Raw genomic sequence first — 14,875 nt, forward strand, 5'->3', positions numbered from 1 at the left:
ACCTGCCGAACGCGCACTCAGATCGCCCAGCCCTCGGCGGCAAGGTAGGCGCGCACGGCGGGGCGGACGGTCTGCGCGCCCTCGGCCCGCGCCTCGTCGATGATCTCGCGGACCTTGCCCAGATCGACGCGGCGCAGCAGGTGCTTCACCGGCCCGATCGAGGCCGGGCGCATCGACAATGTCCGCAGGCCCATGGCCGCAAAGCACATCGCCTCGATCGGGCGGCCCGCGTCCTCTCCGCAGAAGCTGACCGGCGTTTTCGTCGCGTCGCAACGGCGCACTATCTGTTCGAGGAAGGTCAGGAAGCTGACGTTCAGCGTGTCGTAACGCTTGCGCACCCGCTCGTTTTCGCGATCGGCGGCAAAGAAAAACTGTTTCAGGTCGTTGCCGCCGATCGAGATGAAATCGGCCTCTTCGAAGAACTGTCGCGGCGCAAAGGCCAGGCTGGGGGTTTCCAGCATCGCTCCGATCTCGAGCGAGGAGGGCAGGACATGGCCCAGCCGCCGCTCGCGCTCGATCTCCTGCAATAGCCGGTCGCGGGCGTCGCGGAATTCCTCGAACTGGGCGACGAAGGGGAACATGACGTTGAGCGGCCCGCCATCGGCGGCACGGATCAGCGCCTGAAGCTGCATCCGCATCACCCCGGGCTTGTCCAGCCCCACCCGGATCGCGCGCCAGCCAAGCGCGGGATTGGGTTCGTCGTCGCGCTTCATGTAGGGCAGGACCTTGTCCGACCCGATGTCGAGCGTGCGAAAGATCACCCGCCGTCCCGACGCGGCCTTGATCACCCGCTGGTACAGCGCGGCCAGCTCGCCCCGGCGCGGCACCTTGTTGCGGGTCAGGAACTGAAGCTCGGTGCGGAAAAGGCCCACCCCCTCGGCGCCCGACCCCTGAAGCGACGGCAGGTCGGCCATCAGGCCCGCGTTCATCATCAGCGCGATGGTGGTGCCGCAAAGCGTGGTGGCGGGCTGGTCGCGCAGGTCGGCATAGCGTTCCTGGGCCTTGGCCTGCATCGCGATCTTGTCGCGGAACGCGGCGGCGATGCTGTCCTCGGGCCGCAGGTGGACGACGCCCTGTTCACCGTCGATCAGGATCGGGTCGCCGGTCAGCGCCTCGGTGGCGGCGCCCTCGCAATGCACGACGAGGGGGATCGCCAGCGCGCGCGCGACGATGGCGGCATGGCTGCCGACCGACCCCTGTTCCAGCACCACGCCGCGCAGCGAGCGGCCATAATCCAAAAGCTCGCCCGGACCGATGTTGCGGGCGATCAGGATCGGGTTTCGCGGCATCTCGGACCCGGTTTCGCGGCCCTGTCCGGTCAGGATCCGCAAAAGGCGGTTCGACAGGTCGTCGAGATCGTGCAGGCGTTCGCGCAGATAGGGGTCGGGCACCGACTGCATCCGGGCGCGCGCCAGCGATTGCTGTTTCTCCACCGCCGCCTCGGCCGACAGGCCGCGGCCGATGTCCTCTTCCATCTTGCGGATCCAGCTGCGCGAGTTGGCGAACATCCGGTAGGCTTCCAGCACGCCGCGCTCCTCGGCGTCGGTCAGGTCCGAGTTCGACAGAAGCTGGTTGACCGACACCCGCAGCGCCTCGACCCCCTCGGTCAGGCGGCGGGTTTCGCTTTCGGGGTCCTCGGCGATGGGGTTGGTCACCACGACGCGGGGGTCGTGCAGCCAGACCTGACCCTCGGCTGTGCCCTCCTGCGCGACGGTGCCGCGGAACATCACCGGGTGTTGATGCCGCGCGCCCATCGCCGCGCCTTCCCCGACGAAGGCGCCAAGCTCGGTCATCTCGGCCAGCACCATGGCGACGACCTCGAGCGCGTAGACCTCGTCCTCGGAATAGTGGCGTTCGTCCTTGGACTGCACCACCAGCACGCCCAGCTTTTCGCCCAGCCGCTGGATCGGCACGCCCAGAAGCGAGGTGTAGATCTCTTCCCCCGTCTCGGGCATGTAGCGAAACCCGCGCTCGGCCGGGGCGTTCGCGGCGTTGATCGGTCGGCCGATCTTGGCGATCCGGCCGACGAGGCCCTCACCGATGCGCATCCGCGTCTGGTGTACGGCCTCGGCATTCAGGCCCTCGGTCGCGCACAACTCTAGCGTGCCCTGGTCGCGGAAAAGGTAGATCGAGCAGACCTCGGTCTGCATCGAGTCCGCGATCAGGTGCGTGATCCGGTCCAGCCGCTCCTGACCGGCCGAATCCTCGGCAAGAGTGTCCCGCAACCGCCCCAGAAGTTTGCGGCTTTCGCTGTCCGTCTTTTCGACCATGCCCGCCCCGCGTTCTTGGCCAGCGCCGTGCCAGCCCTTTCTTTTAGAGCACAGCTGAGGCGTGAAGGGAAAGACGCGATGGTGTCGCGCCGTGAAAGGATCGTGGCGATCCTGCCCTTCAAACCGGCTGCGATCCGCCTAAGTTGTATCTTTCCGAGGACGGAGGATGCGACATGGCAGGTGGCTGGACCCGCGACGGCGCGGTGAGCGAGCAGATCGAGGCGTCGATCGATGACGAACTGAAACGGATGCAGGCGGCGCGCCGCCCCGTCGGCGAAAGCCTGACGCATTGTGCCGAATGCGACGAGCCGATCCCCGAACGCCGCCGCGCCGCGATCCCGGGCGTGAAGCTGTGCATCGACTGCCAGTCCGAACGCGACGGCGTCCGCGCGCAGCGGGGTGGGATCAACCGCCGCGGTTCGAAGGACAGCCAGCTGAAATAGGTGGGCGGGGTGCGGGGCCCGGCGGTCATCGCACGGCAGCGTGTTGCGTAGCGACAGCGGTTCGCGCCCGTGCCCTTGGCTTGCCTGACCCGTGATGCCCTGCAGGGCATAGAGCGCGGCGAGGATCGCCAGTGTTCCAACATACCGACGCCCGTCAGGGACCAGGCGCCGAAATCCTTAAATGCTTTCTTTCAGGGGATAGAACAGCACAGCCCTCACGAGCGGCCGGAGGTCGCTGCCCAGCCTGCCGACGAGCACCATGAAAAGCATGAAGACCGACCATTGAACGCCGAAGACGGTGTGCGGCTGGTAGGTGATCGAACCGGCAAGCCAAAGCGCCCCGGCCACAGCGCAGCCGAACGCCGAGACCGGGACGGACAGCCGCGTCACCCGTGCGGTGTCCACGCCGACCGAGGCGGCGGTCCCGGCATCGTCGCAGATCGCCTCGCCTAGTCGCCCCACCCGATCCCGCAGCAGCCCATAGGCAAGCCACATCGCGCCGTCGATGGCGTTCATCGCTACCAGCGACTGCCCGGTTTCGCCCTGGATCTACGGGTCGCCCATCACCGTGCGAGCGCACCGCCTCGGCCACGCCCCGCATCGCGACGGCGAATTCGGCCGCGCCCAGCCGCAGCACGAACCACAACAGCGGCCAGGCCAGCAGCAGCCCCAGCGCCGGTTCCGAGTAGGGCGTGACCTGCGCCCTCATCGCCAGGCAGATCCCGGCCACGCCCGCCAGCGTCACCGCTATGGCGACTGGGGCACGGTGGGCGGTGCAGGTTTCGATGGCGCAAAGCTCGGATGCCCCGGGGACCGAAGCGGTGGCCCGGATCGCGCGGCCCAGCCCGGTTGCGCGCAGCATCGCGTGCAGGCCGCCGATCAGCCCTACCGCTAAGGCGAAGAGGGTCATCGAAAGCCGGCCCACCATCAACCCGCCGGGGCAGCATCCAGCCGGCTCAGGCCAGCGCGCCGATAGCAGCGACCAGCGACCGTGTCTCGGGTCCCCACAGCCCGAAGATCCTGGTCTGCAGCAAGTGGTGGCAGGTCAGGCCTCGCCTCCGAGGACGGTTCTCCCGGGGCCCACCCCAATTAGGCGGCGCGGAGCCCGTCGGCCACCATGGCGTCGGCTTCGCCGAAGGGTAAGGGGGCCCGAGGGCGGTCCGACAAAGCCGATGCGGATCATCTGCGTCGCGCGCTGGCCTCCGGCCTGTCGCGCCAGGGCCGGCACAGCGCGGCGGCCCCGGTCAGCCCGCAAAAACGCCCCCGGGGCAGATCGGTCTCGGCCATTCTGTCCCCTCGCACGAATATCGGGCGGCGTGCCGCGCGGCTGCCCGGTTCGTTCGGCCCTCGCCGCGGGGGACCTCCCTCGCCCGGGACAGGCCGGACGTGGATGGCGATCTCAGCTCATGGTCACGACGGGTTTGATCGTGCGGCCGGCTTGGCTGTCCTCGATCGCGTCGTTGATCCGGTCGAAGGGATAGAAGGTGACCAGCCGGTCAAAGGGGAAGTGCCCCGCCTTCCACAGGTCGACGAGCCGCGGGATGAAGGTGTCGCCGTCGCTGTCGCCCTCGACCACGCCCATCAGGCGTTTGCCCGAGGACATGAAATCGCTGTTGTCGAGCGTGATCTCGGATCCCGGCATCGGCGCGCCCAGCACCGCGGCCGTGCCTCGGCTCCCCAGGGCGTCGACCGCTTGGCGGATCACCGCGGGCTGCCCCGTGGTGTCGAGCGCGTAGCCCGCGCCGCCGCCGGTGATTTCGCGGATGCGTCCCACCACGTTGTCCGACCCGGCGTTGACCACGTGGGTGGCGCCCAGGTCGCGCGCCGTGTGGAGCCGGGTGTCGTGCAGATCGACGGCGATGATCGTCGCGGCCCCCTGCGCCCGCGCGGCCATCACCGCGGCAAGCCCGACCGAGCCGGTGCCGAAGACCACGAAGCTGGCACCTTCGGGGACCTTGAGCGCGTTCATCACCGTCCCGGCGCCTGTCTGGATCCCGCAGGCCAGCGGCCCCATCAGCGGCAGGTCAGCCTCGGGGACATCGATCCGGACCACGTTGCGCGCATGTCCCAGCGCGTGGGTCGCAAAGGAGGACTGGCCGAAAAAGTTCGAGTGGACCGGCCCCTCGGCGCCCTGCAGGGCGACCGACCCGTCCTCGCGCTGACCGAAGAAGTTGCGCGGAAAGAACTCGTGGCAATAGGCCATCGCGTTGTCCCGGCATGAGGGGCAGGTGCCGCAGGTGTTGAAGGTCAGCACCACCCGATCGCCGGGGGCGACCTTGGTGACATTGCTGCCCACCGCCTCGACCACGCCCGCGCCCTCGTGGCCCAGCACGGCGGGCAGGGGGGTGGGCAGATGTCCGTCGATCACCACGAGGTCGGTGTGGCAGACCCCGGTCGCCACGATACGGACGAGCACCTCGTCCGCCCGGGGCGCGTCGAGCGTCAGGTCTTCGAGGCTGAGGGGGGCGCCGGCCTCGCGGGCGACGGCGGCACGGATTTGCGTGGTCATGATCGGCCCTTTCAGAACGGGTAGGGGGTGGCGGCGGGCTTGGTGGTGATCCAGACCCACTGGCTGAACTCTTCCCAGATCGCGCTGCCCGACACACGGCTGCCGTTGCCCGACCGTCCGCGCCCGCCGAAGGGCGCGAGCGGCGAGGCATTCACCGTCTGGTCGTTGATGTGCAGGTGACCCACCTTCAGCCGCAGGCCAAGGGCACGGGCGGCGTCGGTGTCCGCGCCGATGACCGACGCGGCCAACCCGAAGTCGGTGCGCGTGGCCAGGTCGACGGCGTCCTCGACATCGGTATAGGCGACGATCACCGCCACGGGCCCGAAGATCTCTTCGTCGAAGGCGCGCATGCCCGGGGTGACGCCCGACAGCACCGTCGCGGGGAACATCGTGCCGCGCGCCTTGCCGCCCACATGCAGGGTCGCGCCGCGGGCGACGGCATCCTCGACGATCGCCTCGATGCGCTGCGCCTCGCTTTCCGCGATCAGGGGGCCCAGCGCGCATTGCTCGGTCGCGGGGTCGCCCACCGGCAGATGATGCGCCTTGGTCACCAGCATCTGCGTCAGCTTCTCGGCCTTGCCGACGGGCACCAGGATCAGGCCCGTCGACATGCAGATCTGGCCCTGGTGCAGCCACGCGCCCCAGGCGCAGTTCGACGCCGCCGTGTCGAGGTCGGTATCCTCCATCACCACGACGGGGTTCTTGCCCCCAAGCTCCAGCTGCACCTTCTTGAGGCTGCGGCCGCAGGCCTCGCCCACCTTGGCGCCCGCCTCGGGCGACCCGGTGAAGGACACCATGGCGATGCGCGGGTCGTCGCACATGGCGGCGCCGACCTCGGCCCCGCCCGGCAGGATATGCAGAAGATCCTCGGGCAGGCCGGCATCTTCGAACGCGCGCGCGATGATCGTGCCGCCGGTGATCGGGGTCCGCGGATCGGGCTTGTGCACCACGGCATTGCCGGTGGCCAGCGCCGCGGCGATCGCCCGGATCGACAGCACCAGCGGAAAGTTGAAGGGCGAGATCACGCCCACGACGCCATGCGGCACGCGGATCAGCTCTTCCTCGGCGCCGCGCCCGTCGACCGAGGGCAGGCTGCGGTGTTGCTCTTCCATGGCGGCGTTGGCGGCGGCGCGCAGGAAGCCCGCGCCGTGTTCGACCTCGATCCCCGCCTTCGACGGGATCGAGCCGGTTTCGCGGATGATCCACGGCAACAGTGCGTCGCGATTGGCCACAAGGATATCGGCCGCGCGGGTCAGGATCGCCGCCCGCTCGGCGGCCGGCGTCGCGGCCCATGCGGGCTGTGCCCGCGCCGCGGCCTGCGCCGCGCGTTCCAGATCCCCGGCCGTGGCGATGCCGGTTCGTGCAACGACCGAACCGTCGGCCGGGGCGCGGACATCCGCAGGGTCGGCCGATCCGGCCACCCAGCCGCCGGAATAGATCTTGCCCTGCCAGTCCCGCGCGTCGAGGAATGATGCCGCTGCGCCATCCATATGCCAGTCTCCTCCAACCTGTGCCGCCCGTCCGGCCCCCGCTATGGCGGCTCGTCCTCCCTGCGGCTTTTCCGAGGAGGATTTGTCCGTCGATCCGCCGGGTTCACCAAAGCGCAAATCGGGATAGGGTTAAGATTTTCGGCAAGTGCCTGTTGTAAATGAATTATCTGGCCTGTTGACCGGGGTGGGGGTTTCATCAAAATATAAAATATTCCGGTTTCGACTGAGACATTGATGAAATGCCCCGACATATAAGCCTGTCCGAAGCCTCGCGCCGGGCGCCTGCGATTCTGGAACGTGGCGACAGCGACCTGCTGAAAGAGGGCGCGGCGCCGACGCTTGAGGATCTGGCGGGGGCGTTGCAGTTCGCGCTGGGCGACGGGCGGGTCTGGCTGAACGACGAACGGATGCTGCTGTTGCAGTCCGAGGTTCTGGGCCAGCTGCGCGCCGCGATGATCCACGAGATCGGGATGGACCGTACCCGCGAACGGCTGATGCAGGTGGGGTGGGAGCAGGGCGTGCGTTACGCCAACCTTGTCGCCAACCGGTTCGGCAAGTCCGACATGACCGCCGCGCTGGCCGCGGGTCCGCGCATCCACACGATGGCGGGGCACGCCAAGGTCGTGACCAAGCGGTTCGAATTCAACCTGCGCAAGCTGGAATACCTGGGCGAGTTCCACTGGATCGACAGCGCCGAAGGGGCCGAGCATCTGCGCAACTTCGGCACCTGCGACTGTCCGGCCTGCTGGATGCAGGTGGCGGTGCCGTCGGGCTATACCTCGGCGCTTCTGGGCTTTCCGGTTATCTTCCGCGAAGTCGAGTGCATCGCGCAGGGGGCGCAGCGCTGCGTCATCATGGGCAAGGATGCCGCCGCCTGGGGGGGTGACATGCCCGAGTTCAAGATGTTCGGTATCGACCAGCCGCCGCGCCCGCCGTCGCGGCCCTGGACCCCCCCGTCGGACATTCCCCAGCCGCAGGAGGACGGCCGTTTCGGCGGTATCATCGGCAATTCCCCGGCGATCCAGCGCGTAAGACGGCTGGCCGAAAAGGCCGCGACGAACCGCGTGCCCGTCATGTTCATCGGCGAGCCCGGCGTCGGGAAAGAGCATTTCGCCCGCTACCTGCACCGTCAGGGCGAGACGCCGCAGGGGCCTTTCGTACCCGTCTACTGTTCGGCGCTGGACGGGCCCGCGGACAAGGCCGACCGCGTTCTTTTCGGCGATGACGGGCTGATCGCGCAGGCGACGGGCGGGACGCTTTTCCTCAACGACGTGCTGGCGCTGCCGCAGGTGGCGCAGGCCAACCTCACGCGGCTATTGCATGACGGGCGCAAGCAGCGGTTCCGCGTCATCTCGGCCGCCAGCCGCTCGCCGCTGGACGCGGTGGCCGAGGGCGCCTTTCGCGCCGATCTGCACTATATCCTGTCTTTGCTGCCGATCCACACGCCGCCGCTGCGCGAGCGGCGCGAGGATATCCCGGCGCTGGTCGAGACGTTCCTCGGCCGCTTCCGCGCGCAGCACCGCAAGCCGGTGCAGGGGCTGGCGGGGGGGCTGACCGACATGCTGCTGCGCTATGATTTCCCCGGCAACGTCCGGGAGCTGTCGAACATGATCGAACGCGGCGTGATCTATGCCGAACCCGGGGGACAGATCGACATCCGCCATGTCTTCACCGGGGTCGAGGTTGCGCCGGACCTCGCCAACCGCATCCGCAGGGACGGCGCGCTGGGCCGGACCCCCGGCGGGGCCGACCCGGGCGGGATTGAGGGGCGGGAGCGCAGCCTGACGGATCTCGAGATCGAGGCGGTGATCTCGGCCCTGAACGCCTGCGACTGGAACGTGTCGGCCGCGGCGCGCAAACTGGGCGTCACGCGGGCAAAGCTGGACTACCGCATCCGCAAGCACGGACTGGATCGGCAGACCTGACCGGCTGGCTGCGGGGGCGAGAGGGCAGCCCACATCGCGGGTGCGGGGATCTGCGAAAGCGGCGGGCCGGGGAAGCTGTCCCCCGGCCGAAAGCCGTGGTCAGGCGGCCTTGTCCAGTCCGAACACGTCGTGCAGCGCCTGCACGGCCAGTTCCATGTACTTGCGATCGATCAGGACCGAGATCTTGATCTCGGAGGTGGTGATGACCTTGATGTTGATGTTCTCGTCGCGCAGCGACTTGAACATCTGCGCCGCGACGCCGGCGTGGCTGCGCATGCCGATGCCCACCACCGAAACCTTGGCGACCTCGGTATCGGCCACGAGGTCGGCGAACTCGATTTCGCCGCGGGACCGCGCCTCGGTCATCGCCCGCTCGGCCCGCTTCACCTGGTCGACGGGGCAGGAGAAGGTCATGTCGGTGCGACCCTCCTCGCTGATGTTCTGCACGATCATGTCGACGTTCACGCCGCCCTCGGCCAGGGGGCCGAAGATTGCCGCCGCGATCCCGGGGCGGTCGGCCACCGAGATCAGCGTCATCTTGGCCTCGTCGCGGCTATAGGCGACCCCGGCAACCACGTTCGATTCCATGATATCCTCCTCGGCACAGACCAGCGTGCCCGCCTGGTCGTCACTTTCCCCGAAACTCGACAGCACCCGCAGCTTGACCTGGTAGCGCATCGCCAGCTCGACCGAGCGGGTCTGCAGCACCTTGGCGCCCAGGCTGGCAAGTTCCAGCATCTCCTCGAACGCGATGCGGTCGAGCTTGCGCGCCTTCGAGGTGATGCGCGGGTCGGTGGTGTAGACCCCGTCGACGTCGGTGTAGATGTCGCAGCGTTCCGCCCCGAAAGCGGCGGCAAAGGCCACCGCCGTGGTGTCGGATCCGCCGCGGCCCAGTGTGGTGATCCGGCCCTCGGGGCTGATCCCCTGGAAGCCGGCGACCACGGCGACCTTCATGCCGGCCTCGAACCGGCCCATCATGTTCTCGGTCGGGATCTCTTCGATCCGGGCGGCGCCATGGGCGCTGGTGGTCTTGAGAGGCACCTGCCAGCCCTGCCACGACCGCGCGGGGATATCCATCTCCTGCAGGGTCAGCGCCATCAGGCCCGCGGTCACGTTCTCGCCCGAGCTGACGACGGCGTCGTATTCGCGCGCGTCGTAGAAGGGAGAGGTCTCGTTGACCCAGCCCACCAGCTCGTTGGTCTTGCCCGACATCGCGGAGACGATGACGATCACGTCGTAGCCATTGGCGACCTCGCGGCCGACACGCTTGGCGGCCCGGCGGATCCGGTCCAGCGTGGCCACCGAGGTGCCCCCGAATTTCATCACCAGAAGCGGCATTTACGTCCCAACGTTGCAATTCCGTACCGGAGAGCCGCTCCGGCGCGGTTGTCCTTAAGTGAAGCCCCCCGGGGGCGCAAGACCGGGGGAAGACTGCGTGTCGGGCGTGGTCAGGCTGCTGCGAAACCTTGCCGCAATCAGGGGTTGACGGGCGCGGCGGGCGTGGGTTTACCTAGGGTAATTCAAGACGTATTACATTCTGTCCAGTCATTGCGATGCCCCGGTTCTGCTCTCGTATCTGTCTTGGCGCCTCCCTGCTGTCGTCGGTCCTGCTGTCGGCCTGCGTCACCCGCGCACGCATCGCCGCGGCCGAGCGGGAGGTGCTGGCTGCGACGCGGTCGGGCAGTCCTTATGAGCTGGCCGATGTCGCCGCGCTGACTGCTGCCGCGGCGGCCACGGGCGAAGCCTATCTGGGGCTGTCCGACCGGATCGCGACGCAAGAGGATGTCGCAGCGCTGGCGTTGATCCTGGGCGCGGGCGTCGTTGCGCACGAGGCCGCCGCCGGGGCGGGGGCCGGACGGCTGGCGCGGGTGGCCCTGCCGGGCGTCGCGGCGAACCGCGCCGCGGTCTACCTGCGCCCGCGCGATGGTGCGCGGGTTTTGTTGCGCGCGGCGGCGCGGCAGGGATGCATTGCCAGCGCGAGCCTGCGCTATGCGCACCCGACAGAGGCGCGGGAAAGCGAATCCTTTCGGCGCATCGCCGATGCCATGTTCGCCGCCCGCCTGCGCCTGCGCGAGGAACTGACGCGCGGCGATCTTCCCGATGCCACCGAAACGGTGGTGGACTATGGCAGCGCGATACGGGCGCTGATCAATGCATCGCACGGCGCGAACCGCCCCTCCGAAACCCAGCTGCTGGATGCGGCGCTGACCGCCTGTCTCGATCCTCCGGCGCGGGACGGGGGTGCACATTATCCCGGTTCGGCAGGGGTAAACCCCGCCGTTGTCGTCACATCGCGCGCCCGCAGGTAGCGCGGCTTTCCGTGGCCGCGTGGGGGAGGGCTGCGATGTGAGCCTGGCGTGGCGTGTTGCCCACGATTATGCCGGGCGGGCCAGCGGTCTGCCGCCTGCTGAAGGACACGGGGGGCCGCAGACATTGGTTTGCCGAGGGGGGACGCAGAGTAGCGGGCCTGCACGCCGGCGCGCACTTGGGCCGGGGACCCTGACGAGGGCGCCGATCATATCCATTGACCCCGGGGGGGTGCGACCCGATGACCGGGCCATTGGCCCCGGCGCCGTGGCAGAGTAGGGTCGGCCCCATGATCGTGGAACTTGGACATTTCGCGCTGATCCTCGCGTTCTTCGTCGCCTGCGTGCAGAGCGTCGTGCCGATGATCGGTGCCGCCCGCGGATGGCGCGGATGGATGGCGGTGGGCGAACCTGCGGCCACCGCGCAACTGCTGTTTCTGGGCTTTGCCTTCGCGGCGCTGACCCGGGCCTTCGTGACCTCGGACTTCTCGCTCAGCCTCGTGGTCGAGAATTCGCATACCGCCAAGCCGATGCTCTACAAGATCGCCGGCGTCTGGGGGAACCACGAAGGCTCGATGCTGCTATGGGTGCTGATCCTCGCGCTGTTCGGCGCTGCGGCGGCGTGGTTCGGCGGCGGGCTGCCGGACCGGTTGCGCGCCCGCGTGCTGTCGGTGCAGGGGGCGGTCGGGGTCGCGTTCCTCGCCTTCATCCTCTTTACCTCGAACCCCTTCACCCGGCTCGAGGTGGCGCCCTTCGACGGGCAGGATCTCAACCCGCTGCTGCAGGACCCCGGGCTCGCCTTCCATCCTCCGTTCCTTTACCTTGGGTATGTCGGCCTCTCGATGGCCTTCTCCTTTGCCGTCGCCGCCCTGATCGAGGGGCGGGTCGACGCGGCATGGGCCCGCTGGGTGCGGCCCTGGACGCTGGCGGCCTGGGTGTTTCTGACCATCGGCATCGCGCTCGGCTCCTGGTGGGCGTATTACGAGCTGGGCTGGGGCGGATTCTGGTTCTGGGATCCGGTCGAAAACGCCTCGTTCATGCCTTGGCTGATCTCGGCGGCGCTTCTGCACTCGGCAATCGTGGTTGAAAAGCGCGAGGCACTGAAAAGCTGGACAGTGCTGCTGGCAATCCTGGCCTTCGGGTTTTCGCTGATCGGCACCTTCATCGTCCGCTCGGGCGTGCTGACCAGCGTGCATGCCTTCGCCAACGACCCGTCGCGCGGGGTGTTCATCCTGATCCTGCTGGCGGTCTTCGTGGGCGGGGCGCTGACCCTCTACGCCCTGCGCGCGGGCGCGATGGAGGCCAAGGGCGTCTTTGCCCTCGTCAGCCGCGAAAGCGCGCTTGTGGCCAACAACGTGCTTCTTTCGGTGGCCTGCTTTGTGGTCTTCATCGGCACGGTCTGGCCTCTGGTGGCCGAGCTTGCCTTTGATCGCAAGCTGTCGGTGGGGCCGCCGTTCTTCGATGCGGCCTTCACGCCCTTCATGGTGCTTCTGGCGGTGATCCTGCCGCTGGGGTCCATCCTGCCGTGGAAGCGGGCGACGCTGGGCCGGGCGGTGCGGCCGCTGACGGGGGCGCTTGCGCTCAGCCTTGCGCTGGGGGCGCTGGTCTGGACGTTGCAGACCGGGCGGTCGATCCTCGCCCCCTGCGGCGCGGTGCTGGCGACGTGGCTGGTGCTGGGCGCTGGCGCCGACCTTTGGCAACGCACCGGGCGCGGCGCTCTGGCCGGGCGCGCCCGCCGCGCGGCCCGCCTGCCGCGCGCGGATTGGGGGCGCGTCGTGGCGCATGCGGGGTTCGGCATAACGCTCTTCGGCGTGGCCGCGATGACGGCCTGGACGGTCGAGGATATCCGCGTGATGCAGACCGGCGAAACTGCCCGGATCGCGGGCTACGACGTCACGCTGCAGGACGTGCGCGAAGGCGAGGGCCCGAACTACCTGACCACCCGGGCCGAGATGGTGGTGGCCCGCGACGGGGATGAGGTCGCGCGGCTTTTCCCCGAAAAGCGGGTCTATCCCGTGGCGCGGATGCCCACGACCGAGGCGGGAATCGACAACGGCGTGCTGCGCGATCTCTACGCGGTAATCGGCGATGCGCAGCAGGGCGGCGGCTGGGCCGTGCGGTTCTACGTCAAGCCCTTTGCCAACTGGATCTGGGCCGGGGCGATCATCATGGCGCTGGGCGGGGCGCTGTCGCTCAGCGACCGGCGCTACCGCGTGGCCGCGGGCGCCCGCCGCGCGCCCACCGCATCGGTGCCCGCGGAATGAGCGGCCTGCGAAACGTCGTCGCGGTGCGGGGCGGGGCGGTCCTGCGTCACCTCTGTGCGGCGCTGTACCTGACGCTGGCCCTGATGCTGGGCACCGCGCAGCCCGCGGGCGCCGTGACGCCTGCGGAAATGCTGGACGACCCCGCGCTCGAGGCGCGGGCGCGCGAGATCGGCGGCGAGCTGCGTTGCCTCGTCTGCCGCAACGAATCGATCGAGGAATCGGACGCGGACCTGGCCTCGGACCTCAGGATCCTCGTGCGCGAACGTGTGACGGCGGGCGACAGCAATGCCGAGGTGATCGACTATGTCACCGACCGCTACGGCGAATACGTCCTCTTGCGGCCGAATGCCCGCGGCGCGAACCTGATCCTGTGGCTGGCCGGGCCGGTGATGCTGCTGGGTGCGCTCGGCCTGACGCTGGTCTACTTGCGCCGCCGCGCCGCACGGCCAGAGCCCGAGGCACTGACCGAGGATGAAACCGCCCGCTTGCGCGACCTCATGCGGGACTGACGGCGCGGGACTGACGACTGCGCGGGCGTGATCCGCGGGCCCGTGCCAATCTGCGCCGGCCTGCGCGACCCGGGCCGGGATTGGTGCCGAAGGCCGGGCAGGGCGCTGCGTCACTATGGCGGGGGCTTTCCGTGTCTGCAGCCCCCCACTAGGCTGCACGTCGGGCCCCGCGGGGGTCCGAAGATGCAGCGGAGGGGGATCCCATGGCCCAGGACAGGATAGAGGTACACGAAGAGGCGGGGCTTGCCGTCATCACGCTGAACCGGCCCGAGCTGATGAACGCGCTCGACCGCGACATGCGGGCTGCGTTGACACAGGCGTTGACGGCGGCCGCGCAGACTGCGCGCGCCATCGTGCTGACGGGACGGGGCGCGGCCTTCTGCTCGGGTCAGGACCTGTCCGAGGGCGCCGATCCCGACAGGCTCGACCTTGCCGAGATCCTGCGCGAGGAATACGAGCCGCTGCTGCAGGCGATAACCGACGCGCCCGTGCCCGTTCTGGCGGCGGTCAACGGCGTGGCGGCGGGGGCCGGGGCCAACCTGGCACTGGCCTGCGACGTGGTGATCGCCGCGGAAAGCGCGGTCTTCCTGCAGGCGTTTTCGCGGATCGGCCTGATCCCCGACGCGGGCGGCACCTATTGGCTGCCGCGGCAGGTCGGGCTGGCACGGGCCATGGGCGCCGCCTTTTTCGCCGAGCCGGTGACGGCACGGCAGGCGGCGGACTGGGGAATGATCTGGGAGGCCGCCCCCGATCACGAGTTCGAGGCGACGTGGCAGGCCCGCGCACGGCATCTGGCCGCGGGCCCGACCGCCGCACTGCGCGCGACCAAGCAGGCGCTGCGCGCGGCGGGCGACAGTGATTTCGCCACGCAGCTTGAGCTCGAGGCGAAGCTGCAGGGCGAGGTCGGGCGCACGGCAGACTTCCGCGAGGGGGTGACTGCGTTCCTGGAAAAACGCGCGCCGCGCTTCTCCGGACGCTGAAGCAGGCTCTGGCAGGCGCAGAGGATCCCGCGGATGACTGCGGCCCCGGGCCCCCGTTCGTTACGCGAGGCAGGGGTCGGAAGTCGACCGGAGGAGCCAAGCCCCCCGGTCGCCGCATCCGCGTTTCCCCCCATCGCGCGCCTTCTGCATCCGATCGGCCCCCCCGATACAATCCTCTG

The 14,875-nt window shown here is 69.1% G+C and carries 11 protein-coding genes; 6 read left to right on the plus strand and 5 right to left on the minus strand.

Annotated features, from left to right (window positions below; all coding sequences use genetic code 11):
• Positions 1-17: 17 nt before the first annotated feature.
• On the minus strand, positions 18-2,270 hold the full coding sequence (gene ptsP / locus EKE94_RS01335) for a phosphoenolpyruvate--protein phosphotransferase (protein WP_127904806.1): 2,253 nt from the start codon (positions 2,268-2,270) through the stop codon (positions 18-20).
• Positions 2,271-2,443: 173 nt separating this feature from the next.
• Between ptsP and EKE94_RS01340 the strand changes: the two genes are divergently transcribed.
• On the plus strand, positions 2,444-2,713 hold the full coding sequence (locus EKE94_RS01340; protein WP_127904807.1) for a DksA/TraR family C4-type zinc finger protein: 270 nt from the start codon (positions 2,444-2,446) through the stop codon (positions 2,711-2,713).
• Positions 2,714-2,890: 177 nt separating this feature from the next.
• On the opposite strand, the gene EKE94_RS01345 is transcribed toward EKE94_RS01340, so the two are convergent.
• The 3 genes from EKE94_RS01345 to EKE94_RS01355 all read right to left on the minus strand — a co-directional run bounded on the left by EKE94_RS01345 (position 2,891) and on the right by EKE94_RS01355 (position 6,712).
• Positions 2,891-3,229, minus strand: a complete 339-nt coding sequence (locus tag EKE94_RS01345; RefSeq protein ID WP_127904808.1) for an ABC transporter permease subunit — start codon at positions 3,227-3,229, stop codon at positions 2,891-2,893.
• Between the two features lie 883 nt (positions 3,230-4,112).
• A complete protein-coding gene (locus EKE94_RS01350) occupies positions 4,113-5,222 on the minus strand; it encodes an NAD(P)-dependent alcohol dehydrogenase (RefSeq protein WP_127904809.1) in 1,110 nt (369 codons plus the stop codon).
• Between the two features lie 11 nt (positions 5,223-5,233).
• Positions 5,234-6,712 (minus strand): aldehyde dehydrogenase family protein, encoded by a 1,479-nt coding sequence (locus tag EKE94_RS01355; RefSeq protein ID WP_127904810.1) that lies wholly within the window; start codon positions 6,710-6,712, stop codon positions 5,234-5,236.
• Positions 6,713-6,951: 239 nt separating this feature from the next.
• Between EKE94_RS01355 and EKE94_RS01360 the strand changes: the two genes are divergently transcribed.
• Entirely contained in the window at positions 6,952-8,637 is a 1,686-nt protein-coding gene (locus EKE94_RS01360; RefSeq protein WP_127904811.1) for a sigma-54-dependent Fis family transcriptional regulator, read from the plus strand.
• 99 nt (positions 8,638-8,736) lie between these two features.
• Here the strand turns inward: EKE94_RS01360 and EKE94_RS01365 are convergent, their stop codons facing one another.
• A complete protein-coding gene (locus EKE94_RS01365) occupies positions 8,737-9,975 on the minus strand; it encodes an aspartate kinase (protein WP_127904812.1) in 1,239 nt (412 codons plus the stop codon).
• A gap of 215 nt (positions 9,976-10,190) precedes the next feature.
• On the opposite strand from EKE94_RS01365, the gene EKE94_RS01370 reads away from it, so the two are divergent.
• The 4 genes from EKE94_RS01370 to EKE94_RS01385 all read left to right on the plus strand — a co-directional run bounded on the left by EKE94_RS01370 (position 10,191) and on the right by EKE94_RS01385 (position 14,696).
• Positions 10,191-10,946, plus strand: coding sequence for a hypothetical protein (locus tag EKE94_RS01370; protein WP_127904813.1), 756 nt, complete (start codon positions 10,191-10,193; stop codon positions 10,944-10,946).
• A gap of 287 nt (positions 10,947-11,233) precedes the next feature.
• Positions 11,234-13,207 carry a heme lyase CcmF/NrfE family subunit gene (locus tag EKE94_RS01375; RefSeq protein WP_127904814.1) on the plus strand — a complete coding sequence of 658 codons (1,974 nt, stop codon included), beginning with the start codon at positions 11,234-11,236 and terminating at the stop codon, positions 13,205-13,207.
• Positions 13,208-13,290: 83 nt separating this feature from the next.
• Positions 13,291-13,716, plus strand: a complete 426-nt coding sequence (locus EKE94_RS01380) for a cytochrome c-type biogenesis protein (RefSeq protein ID WP_235855899.1) — start codon at positions 13,291-13,293, stop codon at positions 13,714-13,716.
• A 203-nt stretch (positions 13,717-13,919) separates the two neighbouring features.
• The gene (locus EKE94_RS01385; protein WP_127904816.1) at positions 13,920-14,696 is read left to right on the plus strand and encodes an enoyl-CoA hydratase-related protein; all 777 of its coding nucleotides are present in this window, start codon (positions 13,920-13,922) and stop codon (positions 14,694-14,696) included.
• Positions 14,697-14,875 lie beyond the last annotated feature (179 nt).

The organism is Mesobaculum littorinae (assembly GCF_004011175.1).
Lineage (GTDB): Bacteria > Pseudomonadota > Alphaproteobacteria > Rhodobacterales > Rhodobacteraceae > Tranquillimonas > Tranquillimonas littorinae.